Origin of the sequence: Rubeoparvulum massiliense, from assembly GCF_001049895.1 — a bacterium.
GTDB lineage: Bacteria > Bacillota > Bacilli > Rubeoparvulales > Rubeoparvulaceae > Rubeoparvulum > Rubeoparvulum massiliense.
Genome location: NZ_CVPE01000006.1, coordinates 467,406 through 486,239, shown reverse-complemented (window position 1 = coordinate 486,239; position 18,834 = coordinate 467,406). Strand labels below are relative to the sequence as shown.

Here is an 18,834-nt window from a genome sequence, read left to right as displayed (position 1 = left end):
AGTTAGCAACACTCCCTTCACTTTTCTCAATCATCCTGGATACTTAAACCCTACATACTCAAAATGGTAGAAGGATCTAGTAGTTTTTACTGTAAATGATACCATATCACTATTGAAATAAATGGTATATCTGACATCATTTAAAGGTGGGAGTGCAAAACAATGATTGTTTGGGAAGTGAAGTAAAAATGTTCCTTACAGACTTAAAGCGCGGCTTGATTAACGGAAGAATGTTATTGGTTGTTCTTATCGCAATCTTTCTATTTCTTCTGTCAGACTATAGTGCGATTTTTGATACGATGACATTCGCTGATTTAAAGGCACCAGATCTAGAAGGAAATACTGAAGCGATGGAATTCATTCAGTCTAATGGATATAACAAGTATCAAATATGGCTGAAAAGCTTCAGTTTTATCGGTATTTTATTTCCATTGCTTGTGATGTTACCTTATTCCGCATCGTATTGGGAAGAGCGGCAGACGAAATATCAATATTATATTGTAGCTCGAACATCCTTGCATCAGTATGTTCGAACAAAATTTATCGTCAACGGTCTTGTGGGAGGATTGGCCATTTTCATCCCCGAGTTCCTATACTATATCGTTATTACGATCCTATTCCGAAATGAAGTCCTTGCTGCGCCAGTTTATCAAGCTACTGGTCCATTTTCAGAATTATATTTTTCTTTACCGGAACTTTATATTGGCATCGTGTTATTGACACATTTTCTAATTGGCTGCACATTTGCGGCCATGGGAATGTGCATTTCAACGTTCACGAAAAAGAAGATTGTTATCTATGTATTACCCTTCCTATTGTATATGGGAACAGGCATTCTTCTTGAAGGCTTCCTAGGCTGGTTTGCTTTCTCGCCTCTACAATGGATTAATATGATGAATAGTTTTCATGCAGATCCATTCATCATGTATTCGTCCATTATTCTATTGATTGCTGCTTCGATGATTATCTTTGAATATCGAGGAAAAATGGTGAAAATCAATGGATAAACGTCTTCAAAACTATTATCGACAGAAGATGAAAGTCACCATCTTTTCCAAACGCACCATGATATTAATCTTAGCGACCATTGGAATACTGCTCATGGAGAATATCATCCTCGGGAATTCTCGGATGCGAGGAGGGCAGAGCAATGGCTGGGATCTACTTCTTAGTATCTTAAAAAATAATAATTATTATCTATTCTTCTTTCTTCCATATTTACTACTCTATTCGTATGAAATTTGCCATGAACAGAATGTAGGTAGATATGTAGCTCTTCGCTTAGGAAGAAGATTCAACTGGCTGGCTTCAAAGGTGCTGAGTATCCTGACTGTTGGAACGCTTTTCACGGTATTATATCTCGTACTTGTAACAATGGGTGCATTCCTTCTCCAAGGCTATGGATCTCATTGGGGCATAGACTATGAGTTTGGTTACCAGACATTAATCATTCCCGTTGTGGCTTATGGAGCTCTTTCGATTCGTTATTTATTAAGCGCATGGTTTATCACGAGTGTATATTTACTAGTTTTTCGCCATACGCGAAAAAACCAACATGTGAAGGCATTTATGGTGTGCTTTTTAATATTGTTTGCAAATCGCTTGGTGAGTGTGAATTTTCTTATGCAATGGCTTCCATTCCTTTCGATCAGCACGGACTATGTGGCATTGATTCGTGAGCATCAAGGTCTGCCTCAATTTTTGTTCAGATATAACACAGGTGTGATGGCATCAATCATCTCTATGTATTCTGTTTTATGGTTTACCAATAAAAAAATCGAGTTGGGGAATGAGTAATGGTACAAAACTGGAATCTAGTACGGTGTCACCTGCGAACTTTTTCGCGAAGACAATGGTTCATTACAATCTGTGTATTAATCATCCTGGCTATATTTACAGGTACATACTTTCGAAACGTTGTAACGGTAACCGATGCTTTTATTCTCCATGTTGGACTTTATCCAGCCAAGCAATTTCCCTTCTTACTCATGGTTCATCATCTTCTCCCTTATCTCTTGCTGATGTATCTTGTTGAGTCCTATATCGAACAAGGGATGAAAAAGAATATTTATTATACGCTGTTACGAATCACTTCTGCGAGAAGTTGGCTCCTTTCACATGTGTTTGCCTTATTTTTATTTACATTGACATTTCTCATCATCGTAAACCTTATAACATGGGCATGTTTTGAGTTTCTATATGATGATTATTCGTTGACACTGTCGTCTTTGATTCAAAATTTTGCACTGGAATTGCATGCTCCTTTTGAGCAAGTGCTGCTCTCCTTCGTGGTCTTACAGCTATTCGGCACCTTTACTCTCGTCCTCATCCAAATGCTAATCCATTTCTGGACCAATAAGATCGGGACATCATACATTCTCGTAACGATTGTCTATGCGATGAACCTCATGTTTGATTTTCAATATGGTCCTGGTGGTCATGTGAAACCAGGAAGTTATCAGTTATTGTACGGTTTCTCAGATTCTTGGTTTACCTTTCTTGTCATTCACAGTGGTTATATGGTCGCGTTTTTTTCAATTCTGATACTAGCTGCCAAACGTAAGAAGTTCGATCGCATAGTAGAATAAAAAGTAATTGGAGGAACACAGATATGGAGCTTGCTGTAGAAGTTAAGAATCTGTCGAAGTCCTTTAAGGGAGAGCCCGTTCTACAGGCTATTAATCTGGAACTTCAAAAGGGAAGATGTTATGGATTCATTGGACATAATGGAAGTGGTAAGTCTGTTTTTTTTAAGTTGGTTTGCGGGCTGCTACTTCCTGATGAAGGTACGATCCATTTATTTGGAAAGGAACTTGGTAAAGAGCTTGACTTTGCTGAGGAGACAGGCATTGTGATTGAGCATCCTGGCTTTATGCCCGATTACTCAGGCTTTCAAAACCTCAGCTATCTTGCGGCGATCCGCAAGCAGATCACACTTGAGCAAATCAATCAAGCCATTGAAGCAGTGGGATTAAGTCCACAAAATAAAAAGGCAGTAAAACACTATTCTCTAGGGATGAAACAACGACTTGCCATCGCTCAAGCCATAATGGAAAATCCCAAATTACTCATCTTCGATGAACCGATGAATGGTCTCGATAAAAGTGGAGTTACGAAGATTCGAGAGCTGATACAAAGCAAAGTGGATCAGGGTGTAACGGTTCTGTTATCCAGTCACATCCTGGATGATATTCGCCTGTTGTGTGATGAAGTATTTGAGTTTGATGCGGGAACGCTATCGCCGATTCAAATGGAGAAAGTAAAGGGATCGGTATGATCTTGAAGGTCAGGTGAATCAGGTTCAGAGTTTTTCTGCCCAGCCCCCTAATTGTGATAAAAAGGAAAACAAGCAGTGAATGGTTGGAGGAATTATCTATAATATGCTAACATAATTGGAAGGAAAGGTTTATAATGGAAGGGGAGGCTTATTATAAAAAAGTCCGGAGCGCTTATTGTGTTAACACTTTTCCTATTCTTCTTTGTCATAATAGCGGTCTTCATTTCCGTAAAAAAAGATATTCAATTATTCGAAAATCCAGTGGTTACATTCATTCAAGAAGAAATAAATGATATAAAAACAATCGATGAGAATAAGATTTCTGAAAGCTCGCCACATTTTGATCTAGAAGTCATCATTTATGATTTTTCCGATGGTCGAGTTACATTTGAAGTAAATGTGTTTAACCCAAAAGTACCCATGAATCAAGTCTTCGTTTCAGCTTTTTTAGGAGATAATATACTACGCTATCTTAATACTCCACATTCTTTAGTATCAAATATTATTGCTGTAAAAAAAGCAGATAAGTCATTGAAGAAAAATTATGATCTTGTACCAAATGGAGAAATCAAGGAGATCTCAGTTAGCTCCAATATGGTGTATTTTGAAAACAAAAATTTAAATGACGTTTTGGAGGAAATTCCTTACATTCTTATTAAAGTATCATGGTTTGATGATAATAATCTTCCAATTGTAGAGTATGTAAAATATACTAGCAATAACTACAATATAAAAACTAGCAAATAAAAAGCTGATTAATGTTTCAATTATGTTGTGAAAATTAATATTCTTATAATGCAGATAACAAATAATGTTAACTATGCCATCATATAAATAAATTGATTATAGGGGGATTACGAAGGTGAAGAAATCGTCTCCATTAGTACTGTCCTTTTTGTTAGTTTTGTCAACTAGTGTCTTAGTACAAAATTCTAGTGATGAGCCGAACGTTTCAAGTTCAACTAAGTATCAAATTACCAACGATTTTGGAAAGTTAACGATTAGCAAATCGGATGCTAATGGGACTTATACCGAATATGTTCAAGAGGATGAGGATGCCCTAAAAAGGATTATTAAAGGTGGAAACATTGATGTTCCGGACGGCTATAAACTTACAAAGGTAATAACAACCGTCGTTAATAGCAGATGACGTATAATATTTTATGTAAAGTTCACCAAGTAGCAAAATCAAGACACAAAGGCACATTCTTAAGTGCATCTTTGTGTCTTTTTCTTACGCCTTTGGGTAATATTAACCTAGACAAGGCAATTTGAAAGAGGTTAGAACGGAGGTATCTACATCATGGAGACAGAAGAACGACAATCTAATCGCTTAATTCATGCAAAATCACCATATTTACTTCAACATGCTTATAACCCCGTGGATTGGTATGAATGGAGCCCAGAAGCTTTTGAAAAGGCAACCCGTGAGAATAAACCCATCTTCCTTAGCATAGGGTACAGCTGCTGCCATTGGTGCCATGTCATGGAAAACGAATCGTTTGAGGATGAAGAGGTCGCCGCTTTATTAAATGAAAACTATGTCGCCATTAAGGTGGATCGGGAGGAACGCCCTGATATCGATCAAATTTATATGACCGTCTGTCAAGCGATGACAGGACAGGGTGGTTGGCCGTTGACCATCATTATGACACCGGATCAGCGCCCATTTTTTGCAGGGACCTATTTCTCAAAGGAGAATATTGGCAAACGGATGGGCCTTGTCTATATTTTGGAGACCATTGCGAAAAGGTGGAATGAGAGTCAGGAGAAGGTCGTCGAGGTAGCGGAGAAGGTCACTTGCTTCCTCCGCGAGCCTGAAGCCGTTGAAGAAATCCATGAACTTAATGAAGAACCGATCATGGATGGCTATCGACATCTTGCTGCAGGCTTTAATCCCATCTTCGGAGGATTCTCAGCAGCGCCGCTTTTTCCTAGCCCCCATCAAATGATGTTTCTCCTGCGCTACTGGCATGATACTAAAGAAGATCATGCGCTGGGTATGGTAGAACAGACGCTCTTCTCTATGTACAAGGGAGGAATCTATGACCATGTAGGAGGCGGATTTGCCCGATACTCCACCGATCCCAGCTGGTTGATCCCTCATTTTGAAAAAATGCTCTATGATAATGCGCTCTTACTCATGCTTTATAGCGAAGCTTACCAAGCAACGAAGCGACCGCTTTTTCAAGAGGTTGCCCAAGGCATCGTTTCCTTTATCCAAAGGGAGATGACTCATCCCAAAGGGGGATTCTATTCCGCCATTGATGCTGATGCAGAGGGAGTGGAGGGGAAGTACTATGTCTGGACACCTGAGCAGGTCCTCGATGTGCTAGGAGAAGAGGATGGGAACTGGTGGAACCATCATTATGGAATCACAGGGAATGGAAACTTTGAGGGGAATAGTATTCCTAATCTGATCGGCTTGGATTTTCATTTGAGCGCTGCAAGCGTTCAGCAGGCTTTGGAGATCTCTGAAGCTCGTCTCCTCGACATGAAATCACGCCTCTTAGAAGCGCGACAAAAGCGTCCAGCGCCACATAAAGACGATAAGATTCTTACTTCCTGGAATGCTCTAATGATTGCAGCCCTGGCCCGTGCTGGTGCCGTCTTTCAACGAGAAGATTGGTTGGCGATGGCTGAACGAGCATTACGCTTTATTCATAAGAATTTAGTGCGAGAAGAGGATTGCCGACTATTGGCGCGTTATCGTGAAGATGATGCAGCGCATCTTGCCTTTATCGATGATTATGCCTTCATGATCTGGGCCAGCCTTGAACTGTATGAAGCAACATCTCAGCAGAGCTATCTCGACTTAGCAAGAGCCTATAGTGAAGAGACATGGGTGCTCTTCCGCGATGAAGTGGCAGGTGGCTTCTTCTTTAATCCCATTGATGGCGAAGAGCTCATTATTCGGCCAAAGGAATGGTATGATGGCGCCATGCCATCAGGAAATGGTGTCATTCTCTGGCAGTGGATGCGCTTAAGTAAGTATCTCGGTGATCCCATATGGCAAGAACGCGCCGTGCAGATCTTGAAAACTCGAATGGATGAATTACAAGCTCATGCCACTCCCTATACGGTCTCTCTTATGGCACTGCAGGAGCATTTTCATCAGGGGCAAGAGGTGGTGTTGATTGGTTCAGAGGAAGATTCGTCTGTGCTGGAAGAGATGCACCATGTAATGGCAGTACATTTTCTTCCCCATCACATCCATTTTGCCTTTGTGACGAATGAGAAAGGTAAGCCATTAGGGGATGCGGTTCCTGACTTTCTACCAGAATACCTCCGCTCCTATGAACGAAAGCATGATGGTGTAACAGCCTATGTCTGTGAAAACTATTCCTGCCAGGATCCAGTGGATACCGTTGATCAATTGGTTGAGATGCTTACAAGTAATATTGAATGAATGAAATTCAAAGAAAAAGAACCGTTCAATGGATTGGACGGTTCTTTTTATCATCAGAGCTTCTGTAGTATTTCCCAGGCAAGCGCAGGATTAGGCAGGGAATGACAAGATTAGTGCAAGACTAGTGCATGAAGAATGGGAGCGCGTCGATGCGCAAGAGAGAAACTGTCATTGGATGTCGAAAGGGGAGACTGGCTCCATACATGCAGGCTCATCAATTCGTCCATTATTTACAAGTGATGAGACTGGATGATACTGGAGTTCATCGCCAAGATTTTGTTCCAAGAGAGGTTGGAGTAGTGCAGGTGCTTGCTCTGGTGGGTTGAGCCAGGCTTCCTCAACCTCAGGCTGTAAAATCACAGGCATGCGATGATGCAGTCTTGAGATCGTGGATGAGGCTTGTGTCGTGATAATCGTACAGGTGTAGCGCTTCTCACCTTCTGGGGAGAGCCAACGATCCCAGAGTCCTGCCATGGCAAAGGAACGGTTATCACGGAGATGAATCCGATAAGCTTGGCGTCCATGGGCTTCCTCATGCCATTCATAGAAGCCATCAGCGAGGATGAGACAGCGTTGACGACGGAAGGGCGTGCGGAAGCTGGGCTTTTCTGCAAGGGATTCAGAACGGGCATTAATCATCTTGTAAGCGATCTTAGGATCCTTACTCCAGCTGGGAATGAGTCCCCATTGGAGAAAGCCGGCACGTCGTTCCTTCCCATCGGAAATCACCGTAAGAATGGGTTGACCGGGGGAAATATTATAACGGGATTGGAGACCCAGTGATTCACCACTTGCCTGCTCGCTCTGCAAAGAGGCGAGATGAAAGCGTAGCTGTAATTGATCCCATGGTGTGATTAAGTGAAAACGTCCACACATTGGCTTCATCTCCCATCTTAACAAGAACGACCTTTGGTCAGGACTTCTCCCTGGGCAAGGAAGGGGATCCCCTCTGCCCAAATCTCCTCATCACTTCGTAAAATATAGCCTTCTTCTATTGTATAATCTAGCACGGTATTGTTGTCTAAATAGCGTTGTGTAAAGGGATCCACCACGATGGAAAGATCCTCAACCTGAATAGTTGTATCCCCTTGACGCCCTTCATCGATTCGTAAGAAAAATTGGACCAAGGTACTGCAGCCTCCGCTTAACTCCGCATCGAAGCGTAGCAATGATCCAGTGGGAATCTCCTGGGTACGTAGTGCTTCAATGGCTTGAGATGTGAGCTGTAACATGATGCACGCTCCTTTCTATATGATCTTATTATGATCTTATCACGTCTCATCGCAATTTTCTGTTATTATATCATAGAGGAAAGTACAGGGAAATAGAGGAGGTACCGTCATGGCTTGGCCCCAAGCATGGGTTGATTATCTCGTACATTTTCAATATACAGGCGATTATTTTGAATGTCATGAGATCTTAGAAGCATACTGGAAAGAAGAGCAGGATGAGAACTGGCGTCCTGTGTGGGTCGCTTGGATTCAACTGGCGGTGGCTCTCTACCACCATCGACGTGGCAATTTCCATGGTGCACAAAAGCTTTTAAAGAAGGTAGTGCCCATTTTCCGGAAACCGAAGGTACAGGGTCAACTTCAGCAATTAGGGGTGGCTGCCCAAGCCTTGTGTCAGGAGGTGGAAGGACGGCTCCAAGGGCTTGAACATGGAGAAGTGTATCGTCCGTTACAACTGCAGATCGAAGATGTAAGCCTCCTGCAAGCATGTAAGGAGCGAGCGATGGCATGGGGTGTTGTGGACATGACAGGGAAGGAAGGGGTTCCTGAATCCATTCAAGAGAAGCATCGTCTCCGGGATCGAAGCGATATACTTCGAGAACGAGCTGAGGCATGGGAAGCACGGCATGGAACTTCCCTTTACCCCCGTAAAGGAATGTGATATTCTTACGGATGAATTAACCATTCTTTGCGGACTAGCATATGCGTTGATCTCAAGATAAGAAATCAGGAAGGAAAATCGAAGAAAGAGGCGTACCCATATGATCTATTTAGATAATAGCGCTACGACGCAGCCTTCTGATGCAGTCATTCATGTTTATGAAGATGCCATGCATCAAGTCTATGGCAATCCTGCTTCCATCCATGGTATCGGGCATAAAGCGGATCGTTTGCTCAGCCAAGCCCGTCAAGTGGCTGCTCGCCAGTTCGGGGTGGATCCGAGCGAGATTGTTTTCACATCAGGAGGAACAGAGAGTAATAATATGGCCATCAAAGGGGTGGCCTTACAATATATGGAGCGGGGTAAGCATATTATCACCACCGAGGTAGAGCATGCTTCCGTATACTTGGCATTTGAACAGCTGCAGAAGCGCGGTTTTACCATGACGGTGTTGCCTACAGACCAAAAGGGCCGTGTTTCCGTAGCGCAATTAAAGGATGCTTTGCGTGATGATACGATTCTCGTCTCGGTAATGGCGGTGAATAATGAGATTGGCACCGTTCAACCCATTGCAGAGATCGCCCAGTTGCTTACTGACTATCCGAAGGTATTCTTTCATGTGGATGCGGTACAAGCCTATGCCAAGGTACCATTGCCTGATGCGTTAGCAGGGATCGATCTGCTCTCCATCTCCGGTCATAAGTTCCATGGACCGAAGGGGACTGGCCTCCTGTTTGTGCGGAAGGGTGTGCAGTTAGAGCCTTTGCTGGCAGGTGGCGGTCAAGAAAGTGGACTGCGTTCTGGTACGGTGAATGTTCCAGGCATTGCTGCGATGGTTAGGGCGATGCAGGATAGTATGAAGCAATTGTCCGCGCATCGTCAAGCTTGGCAGGAGAATAAAGAGCTCTTATTGGAGAGCATTCAAGGGCTGGAAAGGATGCATATTAATGGTGATACCAGCTTTACAGGTGGGGCTCCCCATATTTTAAGCCTTTCTTTTGCCGGTTTACGCGGTGAGGTACTGGTGCATGCGTTGGAGGAAGAAGGGGTGTATGTTTCTACGCGCTCCGCTTGTTCCTCGAAGAAGCATCTACCCAGTCGGGTCTTAGCAGCATGCGGTTTATCTGATGATTTTGCTGAAGGCACCATTCGAATTAGTCAAGGCGCTTATACAACACGAAAAGAGATGGAACAGGCCGCAGAAGCGATTGTGAAGAGTGTTCAACGCCTGCGCCATGAAGTGAGGAGATAGATCGATGCAGTATGATAACCTACTTATTAAATATGGCGAATTAGCATTAAAGGGAAAGAACCGTTACCTTTTTGAGGAGCAGCTGGTTCGTAATCTTCGTCAGAAGCTCCGCCCATTTCCCAAGGCCAAGGTGGAGAAGATGTATGGTCGTTTGACCGTACTACTTCATGGTGAGGATGCGAATGCAGTGATTGAAGCGACGCAGGATGTCTTTGGGATCGTAGGGATCTCACCAGTGCTCCGTACCCCTTTAGATCTGGAAGCGATTAAAGATGCCGCTTTAAGTCTGATGAAGGAGCATGATGGGCAGCCCACCACTTTCAAGGTACGCTCCCGTCGTTCTAATAAGGCTTTTCCAGTGGTCTCTGATGAATTGAATCAGGTTATCGGGGCCCATGTGTTACGTAATACGGAGCAGATTACGGTGGATGTGCATCAACCTGAAGTCACCTTACGGGTGGAGGTTCGTGAGCAGGGAGCCTATGTTTACCAGGATCATTTTGCGGGACGAGGTGGCTTACCTGTTGGGATCAGCGGCAAGGCGTTACTATTACTCTCTGGCGGGATCGATAGCCCTGTAGCAGGCTACCTCACAGCGAAACGTGGGGTAAAGGTGGAGGCAGTCCATTTTTACAGCTATCCTTATACCAGTGAACGGGCACGGCAAAAGGTAGAGGATCTAGCACGGATGATCACCCGCTTTACCGGTCCGATTCGTCTTCACCTTGTTCCATTTACAGAGATTCAGACAGAGATTCGGAAGCAAGTGAAGCCGAGCTATTCCATTACGGTGATGCGTCGTTTAATGTTCCGCATCGCGACGCAGATCGCTCACGAGGAACGGTGTTTGGCCTTAGCAACCGGGGAGAGTGTAGGGCAGGTAGCCAGCCAGACCTTAGAGAGTATGGTGGCCATCAATGATGTAACCACTATGCCCATCTTACGTCCTCTCATTAGTGCAGATAAATTGGAGATCATGCGGATCGCTCAAGATATTGGGACGTATGAGACCTCCATTCAACCCTATGAGGACTGCTGTACCGTCTTTTTGCCAAAATCGCCTGAGACCAAGCCACGCTTAGAAACAGCACGTCATGAAGAGGCCCAATTGGAATGGGAGCGTCTTGTCAATGAAGCCGTGAAGAACCGAGAAATTATCAGCTTTGATCAGTTTAGCCAACGACATGATGAGGAGTTTTCCGCTTATTTCGACCTGGGAGAGTGAGCGCGATGAACACGATAAACAAGATAAAGCAACCAAAGATGATCATTTTTGATGTGGATGGGGTTTTACTCAGTGAGGAGCGGTGCTTCGATGCAACAACGCTGACGGTTTGGGAGTTATTGACCAGTGAGCCCTATCTCCATCTGCCTAGCCGTATTCCCTTTACACCAACCCCCGATGAAGCAGTGATGCAGGAAGTACGTCAACATGTCTTTGCACAGGAAGCGATCCTTCATCAGTTTAAGGCGAAGGGTCTCAATTCCAATTGGCAGATGGTCTATCTGTTGGCGGGCTATTATCTCATTGAATGGCTGGCGACATTGATGGAGAATGGACAGATGAGTCGTAATGAGGTGAAGGCATGGTTGGCACAACCGATCACGGACCAACGGTTGCAAGGTCTTCAGGCCGATTGCGCTGATTTTACCTTTCCAGATTTCCTGCGGCATGATGCTTATTTAGCCTGGCTTGCTGAGAGTGATAAGGATTCCCTCTTGCAGGGAACCTGCCTCGATCGCCATGCCAAGGAGCGTTTAGGTCTTGATTTTGCTGAAGGGGAGGGACCATTCTCTTCCTCCCGTACCTTCTGGCAGCTTGGTCACGATATTTTTCAAGAGTGGTATATTGGTGAAGCGTATACGCGTCAGCTTCATGACCCATTACGTCAGGAAGGAAAGCGTGGCTTTTTACAAGCGGAGATACCTTTATTGCCACCTGAAGAGCTCCAAGCATTCTTCCGTGAGCTCCATGAACGTGGAATTACCCTGGGCATTGCTACAGGTCGTCCTCGCTTGGAGACGGAGGTTCCGCTGACAAGCCTGGGTATCTTTCAATACTTGGATACAGAGCGGGTGGTAACAGCCGATGAGGTGATGGATGCAGAGAAGCGTGGAGGTTCAGCCTTTCGTCTCTCGAAGCCACATCCTTACTGTTACCTGCAAGCCATTCGTAGTCGGACTGATGCAGTTGAGGAATGTGTAGAGGCGTGTAGAACATCTTTGCCCCTGCAGGATGCTGATGACTACTTAATTGTCGGTGATTCCATTGCCGATGCCTTGGCTGCCAAGGATTTAGGTGTGCCCTTTGCTGGTGTATATAGCGGAATGGATTCAGAACAGCGTAAAGCTGCTTTTATTGAGTTAGGTGCTGTTTTACTTCTGGAAAATGTGAATGAATTACTATAGTGGGGTCAGACCCCCATTACGTTAGTGCTTTAACGTACTGGGGGTCTGACCCCCTTTTAAAATGTGGTATAGTGAAGGTAAGATGAACCCGATTGGAGGTGAATGGATGCTCAATTCTGAACGATTTCTTGTGGCGATCAATCAAATGCAGAAATATATGGAGGAACAACTAGGAACGGATCGGCATTTATCTTTCTACCAATTGATCGATCTCTGTAAAAAGAAGAATCCTATCATTCGTGAGTATGAACAGGATTTAAAAGAGTATGCAGAGTTACGTAATGCCATCGTGCATGAACGGGTGAAGCCTGGCATGGTCATCGCAGAACCACATGATTCCGTCGTGCAACAGATGGAATTTATTTTACACGAGCTAACCCAACCAGAGCGTGTCATCCCACGCTATAAGCGGCGGGTTTTTACCTATCAAATGGATGAACCATTAACCCATGTATTAGGAGTGATTAAGCGTTATTCGTATACACAGTTTCCTATTTATAATGGGAATGGCAAAAAATTTATCGGTCTCCTAACCCATCATGGAATCGCTGAATGGCTAGCACATCACCAGGATTTAGATTTAATTACATTGAATACTGTACGGGTGCGGGATGTATTAGCACATGAGCGGACAGAAAAAAATTATGCAGTCATCTCAGCACAAGCCACCATATATGATGCACGAGATATTTTTATACAGCATTTAGAGAAGGGAGTTCACCGTCTTGATGCCATCCTGATTACAGAGCAGGGTAGGATGGATGAACCTCTTTTAGGATTAATTACACCTATTGATGTGATTAAGATGTTCTCAAAAAATGGAAATGGTGAGAATGGGTGAAGGGGTGAGTAGGTTGGAAATGGTACTGACGAAGCCGAAGCATACGCTGTGTGAGTCCTGGCGAGTCCCTGTTACGCAATTATGTAATCATTGTCTACCAGAGCAATTTTCCTTTGAGTCCACGGCAGACTTTCAATTAACCCATAAAGAGATTATCGGACAAAAGCGCGCTGTTGAAGCGATGGAGTTTGGTCTCGCCGTGGAACAAACTGGCTACAATCTCTTTGTCGTGGGAGCATCAGGTACCGGACGTACCACGTACACTAAAGCGAAGGTGGCTCATTTTGCAAAAGATAAACCAGTACCGAAGGATTGGGTTTATGTCTATAATTTTAAGCAACCAGATCAGCCCATTGCCTTATCTCTACCAGCTGGGGAAGCTGGTAAGTTTCAAGCTACGATCCATCGCCTTGAACGAAAGGTTGAGCATGAGCTTCAACAGATGATGGAAAGTCATGAGTTTGAAGAAGAGAAACGCTCAATTATGCGCAAGCATGAAGAGAGCAGTGAAGAGCTATGGAAGGATTTACGAGCGTTCGCAAAACAGGAAAACTTTATGATCGAACGAACACCCAATGGCTTTTCAACCTATCCTCTCCACTTTGGTCGGCCCATGAAGCAAGAGGAATTCAATCAACTTTCGGATGAGATGAAGGAAGAGCTGAAGAAGAAGGGCCAGCAGATCGAGGAGCGCATGGAGAATCTCATCAATCAGATGCGTCGAATCGAAACCTCCATGCGGGAGGAGCTAGAGCAGAATGTTCGCCGCCGTGCCAGCGCCACCATTGCTTATCTATTCGATCCTCTTAACCACCAGTATGAAAAAGAACAGAAGATCCTACAATATCTCCGTGATTACCAAGAAGATGTAGTCAATAACGTTGAGCTATTCGTAAAAAAGGAAGAAGCAGAGCCATCACTTCTCAATATGTTCTCTGAGGGTTCTGAGCGGCGAAGGCTTCGGTATAAGGTGAATGTATTAGTCCATCATGATCCATCCAATGGTGCTCCCGTGGTGATGGAGTTGAATCCCACTGCATCCAATCTGATGGGACGTGTTGAATACCAAGGGAGTATGGGGAACTGGGTCACCGATTTTACACAGATTAAAGCGGGCGCCCTTCATCAGGCCAATGGTGGATATCTGATTCTTCAAGCAACGGAGCTCCTTCAACAGCCCTATGCTTGGGCAATTTTGAAGCGAACCCTAAAATCTAGTCTTCTCCAAATGGAGAATCTGTTTGATGACCGAATTGGTGTAGCAGCGACCAGTCTGAAGCCTGAAGCCATCCCTATCGAACTGAAGGTGATCCTCATCGGGACACCTGATCTCTATCAGCTGCTTGCAGCGTATGATGAGGACTTTCATAAACTGTTTAAGGTAAAAGTAGAGTTTGCCTTACAGATGGAGCGCAATGAAGAGAATCTCTATCAGCTTGCAGCCTTTGTGAAAAACTATGGGGAGCAGCATCAGCTTCTTCCCTTCCATCGGCGTGGGGTAGCGCGGGTCATTGACTTCAGCTCACGACTTGTGGAAGATCAGCGGAAGCTTTCCACCCGCTTTCAAGAGATTAGTAAGCTATTAGTAGAATCTTCATTCTGGGCTGAAAAAGAGGGAGCGACTTTTGTAGATGAAACTCACATCCGGAAGGCACTACAAGAGCAACGCTACCGTGCTAATCGGCTAACAGAGACCTGGCAGGAGATGATCGCCGATGGTACGCTGATGGTGGATACAGAAGGTGAGCGCGTGGGTCAGATCAACGGCTTAACCATTCTCTCCACCGGTGATGCTTACTTTGGTTTGCCCAGTAGAATCACTGCTCAAACCTTTTTAGGACGTAGTGGGATCATGCATATCGAGCGGGAGACTGCCATGAGTGGTCAGATTCATAATAAAGGGTTACTCATCCTTAGTGGCTATCTCTCCGGTCAATTTGCCCAGAATCGTCCGCTCCCCTTATCGGCCAGTATCACATTCGAGCAAACCTATAATATGGTAGATGGCGATAGTGCCTCAAGCTCAGAGCTATATATTCTACTATCCTCCTTAGCAAATGCACCCATTAAGCAAGGGATTGCAGTAACAGGCTCCGTGAATCAGTGGGGAGAGATCCAGCCCATCGGTGGTGTGAATGAAAAGATTGAGGGTTTCTATCATATTTGCAAATTGAAGGGCTTTTCAGGTGAGCAAGGGGTGATCATTCCTGAGCAAAATGTGAAGCATCTAATGCTAAATGATGAAGTAGTAGAGGCAATTCGTACCGGTCAATTTCATCTCTGGGCAGTATGTCATGTGGCTGAAGGGATCGAGATCTTAACTGGAATTCCAGCAGGTGCTGAACGGGATGAAGCTGGACATTTTCCAGAAGGAACCATCTATGCTAGGGTGGATGCACGACTCAATCAGATGTTTCAAGCTGTGATAGGGAGAAAGAATGGGGCAAAGAAGAATGATGTTGCAAATCAAGTTGAAGAAGCTATGAGGAATTCTGAAGGAGATAAGATAGAAGAGGGAGAAGAGAGAGAAGAGAGTCCCAATTCTGCGGAATAATCTTAAAAGAAACGATGAAAAAGCCCGCTGTGTCATGGTGTTAGCCGATACAGCGGGTTCTATGTATTGATGTTCTGATTAGCTGTGATTATTGGGGAATCACACTACCACCAAAGATGAAGCGTTTCTCCCAATGGGTACCTGGTAGACTGCTGATGCAGACGCCGCCAGATTCCTTCGAGTAGGTATGGAGGATCTTGCCATCACCTAGGTAGATACCCACATGTGTTGCTCTCTGACCTGCAGGATTGACCCCATTATAATTACTCAATTGCCAGCCGAGATAATCCATGAAGAACATGAGATCACCACGCTGTAGTTGTTGCCATGAGCTTGTGGAATGCCCTAAACTCTTGACGTAGTTGGCCTGACGATTGGAAGTGGTTGGAAGAGTGATATTGACACCTTCTTTGACAGCCCACATGGTGAATTCTGAGCAATCCATGGTTCGCTTGGTACTGCGGCTTGAACCATATTCATAGGGTGTCCCAAGGTAACGAAGCCCAGCTTGGATGATCGTCTCACCTTGGCTATTTGTATTTGTTTTTGCTTGTGGAGTGAAGCGAACCGCACCGAGATAATAGGGAGTAATGGTTGAACTCGTAACGGAAAATGAGCGAATCTTCGATAGCTTTGAGGATGCGATGACCACATGACCTTGGCCATCATAGATCCCTGCCCCGAGCAGGTGGTTGCCATCGGTTCCATAGAACAGGACATCTCCACGCTGTAGGGATGATTGTGATACATAGCTACCTTGACGACTCATCTGCTCTAAACTACCAGAGAGTTGAATTCCTTCGCGACGAAAGAGGTAGGTTAAAAAGTCTTCAGGAGTGTAACCTTGCAGGGATCTTCCCACCAATTGCTGAGACCTCTCTACCACATTGGTAGCTGTACTTGCAGTACCTGCTGTAACGGAAATGGAGCTGATTGACATGAGTAATATCAAAGCGATCAAGAAAGAGCGTATAAGATTTTGCTTCATTGATCCTTCTCCCTTCTTGTGATGGTTGATACCCCCTAGTTGGTACAATTTTTACCTCACTTCCATCCACACTATAGCATGCGTGAAGAAATCATAGGGGCTCCAATAACCACCAAAAAAGGATAAATAGGCGGATGAAATTGGAGAAATAATCGCATAAAATAAGAAAAAGCCAGTCATTTAAACTGGCTTTTTCGGCATTAAGTAATACCTTCCATTATGAGTAGAAATAGGTTAACGGGTAGGTACAGGTCGGACCTGCTCAGGGAAGGGGATCTGGATATAGTTTAGTTCTTCATCACTGGTGATATAATCGAGATAAACCATTAAAAGTAAGTAACGCTTTCCCGTTACTGGATCAGATAAGACGAAATGGTCACGAGCTGCCGCTTCGATGATCCCGGTAAAGGTCTGTTGTTCACTATCGAAGGACATGAAAGCGGTTATTTTTTTGCCAATATTAGCACGGAGCACATTCTCAATATAGGACTGCTCAATAAATGGTGAAACCTGTGGCGCCATGGTTCCAGGAATGATCTGTCCGCTGGGCATGGGTGGAACTGTAGGTTGACCAGGAAGGGGCTGAGTCATTCCTGGTGGTGGAGGGTTGACTGGAAAATTTGGCATAAATCCTGGCGTTGGTGTCATAGGGGTGCCCGGGACCATGCCAGGTGGCATCATCCCCGGTGGCATCATCGGTACCGGTGTAGGGAAATACGGTGCTACTGGAGGCATGCCAACATTGGGACGTGGCATGTTAAATGGTTGTTGCATAAGGTAAATCTCCTTTCTGTTCATTCAACATAATGGGCAATGCTAATAGACCCTCGGACATTCAACAGCTACAGGAATATAGAAACAGTGGGATTTGAAGCGACCGCTGTTCCACTGGTCATACCATTGGGCGGGACAGTTTCCTACCGGCTTAAAAAACCAAAGGGCATGCCGCGCTGGATGAATACGTTCACCGTTGATTACACGCCGTGCAAGCTTAATTTCTTGCGGTCGTGCGCGCTGGTAAAAGTAGGACTTTTGCACAGCTTCAAAGCCCCCGGGGGATTGAAACACCATCTGGCGAATGGTACGGATGGGTTTAAAATCTAAGCAATCGCCACGAACACGATTGACACCCACATTTCCCACCATCAGCATGCCTTGCACTCCTTCGCCTTCTGCTTCGGCACGGATGAGACGAGCTAATAATTGTACATCCTTTTCCGTTGCTTGAACAACTGCCATCACTTCACCTCGTTCCTTCTTCGTTCAATACCTATCATATTAAGGATAGTGGAAATGGGTGAATCCCTACACAAAATTTGTCAACAATCATGTCACAATTGAACATTCAAATCGTTTACAATAGATAGAGAGTATGACAAAGGCTACTTTTGAATCTACTCGGTGGAAAGGGGCACACTTCCATGACAGGGCGTATTATTTTAATAACAGGAGCAGGAAGTGGGCTTGGTGCAGAGTTGGCACGTCAGGTCGCTGCAAGTGGAGATTATCCCATTCTAGCAGGGCGTTCACGGGACAAGCTCGAAACGGTAAGTGCTACCATCCCCCAGCCCCATCAGCTTGTTGAATTGGATGTAACAAATGATGGTATCACAAGAGTGCTTCAAGATCTCATCAAAACCAATGGCCGCATCGATGTATTGATCAATAATGCAGGCTTAGGATACTTCCAGCCTTTACAGAACCTATCTCTTCAGCAGATCACTGAGATGATGGATGTCAACTACCTAGGCATCGTAAGGATGACACGATTGCTCCTACCCCAGATGCTAGCTCAGCAAAGTGGTCATATCATCAATATTGCATCCGCTGCAGGCTATGTGGCTACTGCTAAGGGGACAGGCTATGCTGCGAGTAAACATGCAGTCATTGGTTTCACCCATGCTTTACAAGAAGAACTGCGACGCCAACCAATCCATGTTTCATTAGTCAATCCAGGCCCCATTCGCACCCCCTTCTTCAAGCGTGCAGATCCGAGCGGGGAATATGTGGAACGCCTTAAGGGTTGGATCCTTGAACCAGAGCAGGTAGCAAAGCAGGTAGTCCGCTTGATCCAACAGCCTAAGCGAGAGGTCTTTATTCCAAGGGCGATTCGCTGGGGTTACATAGCCATGCTGCTCTTTCCACGGTTATATCATCGATTGGTTGCGCCTTTTGTGAATCGCAAATAAATAAGACATCAATAGAAAGTGG

General features: G+C 44.7%; 19 protein-coding genes. 14 read left to right on the top strand and 5 right to left on the bottom strand.

The genetic code is table 11. The features are described 5' to 3' along the window. The first annotated feature begins 152 nt into the window (after positions 1-152). The 7 genes from BN1691_RS10060 (at position 153) to BN1691_RS10030 (ending at position 6,686) form a co-directional block, all read left to right on the top strand. On the top strand, positions 153-1,007 hold the full coding sequence (locus tag BN1691_RS10060; protein ID WP_147545834.1) for a hypothetical protein: 855 nt from the start codon (positions 153-155) through the stop codon (positions 1,005-1,007). Continuing rightward, the gene (locus tag BN1691_RS10055; RefSeq protein ID WP_048602097.1) at positions 1,000-1,797 is read left to right on the top strand and encodes a hypothetical protein; all 798 of its coding nucleotides are present in this window, start codon (positions 1,000-1,002) and stop codon (positions 1,795-1,797) included. The genes BN1691_RS10060 and BN1691_RS10055 overlap by 8 nt, the downstream gene beginning before the upstream one ends. Beyond that, positions 1,797-2,588 carry a hypothetical protein gene (locus tag BN1691_RS14435; protein WP_048602096.1) on the top strand — a complete coding sequence of 264 codons (792 nt, stop codon included), beginning with the start codon at positions 1,797-1,799 and terminating at the stop codon, positions 2,586-2,588. Before BN1691_RS10055 ends, BN1691_RS14435 begins: the two co-directional genes overlap by 1 nt. Positions 2,589-2,611: 23 nt before the next feature. Next, positions 2,612-3,277, top strand: coding sequence for an ABC transporter ATP-binding protein (locus BN1691_RS10045; RefSeq protein ID WP_048602095.1), 666 nt, complete (start codon positions 2,612-2,614; stop codon positions 3,275-3,277). 177 nt (positions 3,278-3,454) lie between these two features. Next, the gene (locus tag BN1691_RS10040) at positions 3,455-4,024 is read left to right on the top strand and encodes a hypothetical protein (protein WP_048602094.1); all 570 of its coding nucleotides are present in this window, start codon (positions 3,455-3,457) and stop codon (positions 4,022-4,024) included. Positions 4,025-4,139: 115 nt separating this feature from the next. Further along, positions 4,140-4,427: a hypothetical protein gene (locus tag BN1691_RS10035; protein WP_048602093.1), complete on the top strand. Its 288-nt coding sequence runs from the start codon at positions 4,140-4,142 to the stop codon at positions 4,425-4,427. Positions 4,428-4,580: 153 nt separating this feature from the next. Then, the gene (locus BN1691_RS10030; protein ID WP_048602092.1) at positions 4,581-6,686 is read left to right on the top strand and encodes a thioredoxin domain-containing protein; all 2,106 of its coding nucleotides are present in this window, start codon (positions 4,581-4,583) and stop codon (positions 6,684-6,686) included. Between the two features lie 168 nt (positions 6,687-6,854). Here the strand turns inward: BN1691_RS10030 and BN1691_RS10025 are convergent, their stop codons facing one another. Further along, positions 6,855-7,562: an SOS response-associated peptidase gene (locus BN1691_RS10025; protein WP_053083746.1), complete on the bottom strand. Its 708-nt coding sequence runs from the start codon at positions 7,560-7,562 to the stop codon at positions 6,855-6,857. Positions 7,563-7,579: 17 nt separating this feature from the next. Beyond that, on the bottom strand, positions 7,580-7,918 hold the full coding sequence (locus BN1691_RS10020; protein ID WP_048602091.1) for an iron-sulfur cluster biosynthesis family protein: 339 nt from the start codon (positions 7,916-7,918) through the stop codon (positions 7,580-7,582). A gap of 109 nt (positions 7,919-8,027) precedes the next feature. Here BN1691_RS10020 and BN1691_RS10015 point away from each other — a divergent pair, with 109 nt between their 5' ends. The 6 genes from BN1691_RS10015 (at position 8,028) to BN1691_RS09990 (ending at position 15,635) form a co-directional block, all read left to right on the top strand. After that, on the top strand, positions 8,028-8,579 hold the full coding sequence (locus tag BN1691_RS10015) for a DUF309 domain-containing protein (RefSeq protein ID WP_048602090.1): 552 nt from the start codon (positions 8,028-8,030) through the stop codon (positions 8,577-8,579). A gap of 100 nt (positions 8,580-8,679) precedes the next feature. Beyond that, complete coding sequence (locus BN1691_RS10010; protein ID WP_048602089.1) at positions 8,680-9,831, top strand: cysteine desulfurase family protein; 1,152 nt, start codon at positions 8,680-8,682, stop codon at positions 9,829-9,831. A gap of 4 nt (positions 9,832-9,835) precedes the next feature. After that, positions 9,836-11,056, top strand: a complete 1,221-nt coding sequence (gene thiI / locus BN1691_RS10005; protein WP_048602088.1) for a tRNA uracil 4-sulfurtransferase ThiI — start codon at positions 9,836-9,838, stop codon at positions 11,054-11,056. Between the two features lie 5 nt (positions 11,057-11,061). Continuing rightward, entirely contained in the window at positions 11,062-12,240 is a 1,179-nt protein-coding gene (locus BN1691_RS10000) for an HAD family hydrolase (RefSeq protein ID WP_048602087.1), read from the top strand. 106 nt (positions 12,241-12,346) lie between these two features. After that, positions 12,347-13,081 carry a CBS domain-containing protein gene (locus BN1691_RS09995; protein WP_048602086.1) on the top strand — a complete coding sequence of 245 codons (735 nt, stop codon included), beginning with the start codon at positions 12,347-12,349 and terminating at the stop codon, positions 13,079-13,081. A 19-nt stretch (positions 13,082-13,100) separates the two neighbouring features. Further along, positions 13,101-15,635: a Lon protease family protein gene (locus BN1691_RS09990; protein ID WP_082147187.1), complete on the top strand. Its 2,535-nt coding sequence runs from the start codon at positions 13,101-13,103 to the stop codon at positions 15,633-15,635. Positions 15,636-15,723: 88 nt separating this feature from the next. On the opposite strand, the gene BN1691_RS13920 is transcribed toward BN1691_RS09990, so the two are convergent. From BN1691_RS13920 to BN1691_RS09975, 3 genes are all read right to left on the bottom strand, one after another. Continuing rightward, the gene (locus tag BN1691_RS13920) at positions 15,724-16,623 is read right to left on the bottom strand and encodes a C40 family peptidase (protein WP_053083745.1); all 900 of its coding nucleotides are present in this window, start codon (positions 16,621-16,623) and stop codon (positions 15,724-15,726) included. Positions 16,624-16,857: 234 nt separating this feature from the next. Then, positions 16,858-17,397 carry a spore coat protein GerQ gene (gene gerQ / locus BN1691_RS09980; protein WP_231638387.1) on the bottom strand — a complete coding sequence of 180 codons (540 nt, stop codon included), beginning with the start codon at positions 17,395-17,397 and terminating at the stop codon, positions 16,858-16,860. 42 nt (positions 17,398-17,439) lie between these two features. Further along, positions 17,440-17,862, bottom strand: a complete 423-nt coding sequence (locus BN1691_RS09975; RefSeq protein WP_048602085.1) for a cell wall hydrolase — start codon at positions 17,860-17,862, stop codon at positions 17,440-17,442. Between the two features lie 182 nt (positions 17,863-18,044). On the opposite strand from BN1691_RS09975, the gene BN1691_RS09970 reads away from it, so the two are divergent. Beyond that, positions 18,045-18,812: an SDR family NAD(P)-dependent oxidoreductase gene (locus BN1691_RS09970; protein ID WP_048602084.1), complete on the top strand. Its 768-nt coding sequence runs from the start codon at positions 18,045-18,047 to the stop codon at positions 18,810-18,812. The last annotated feature ends 22 nt before the right edge of the window (positions 18,813-18,834 follow it).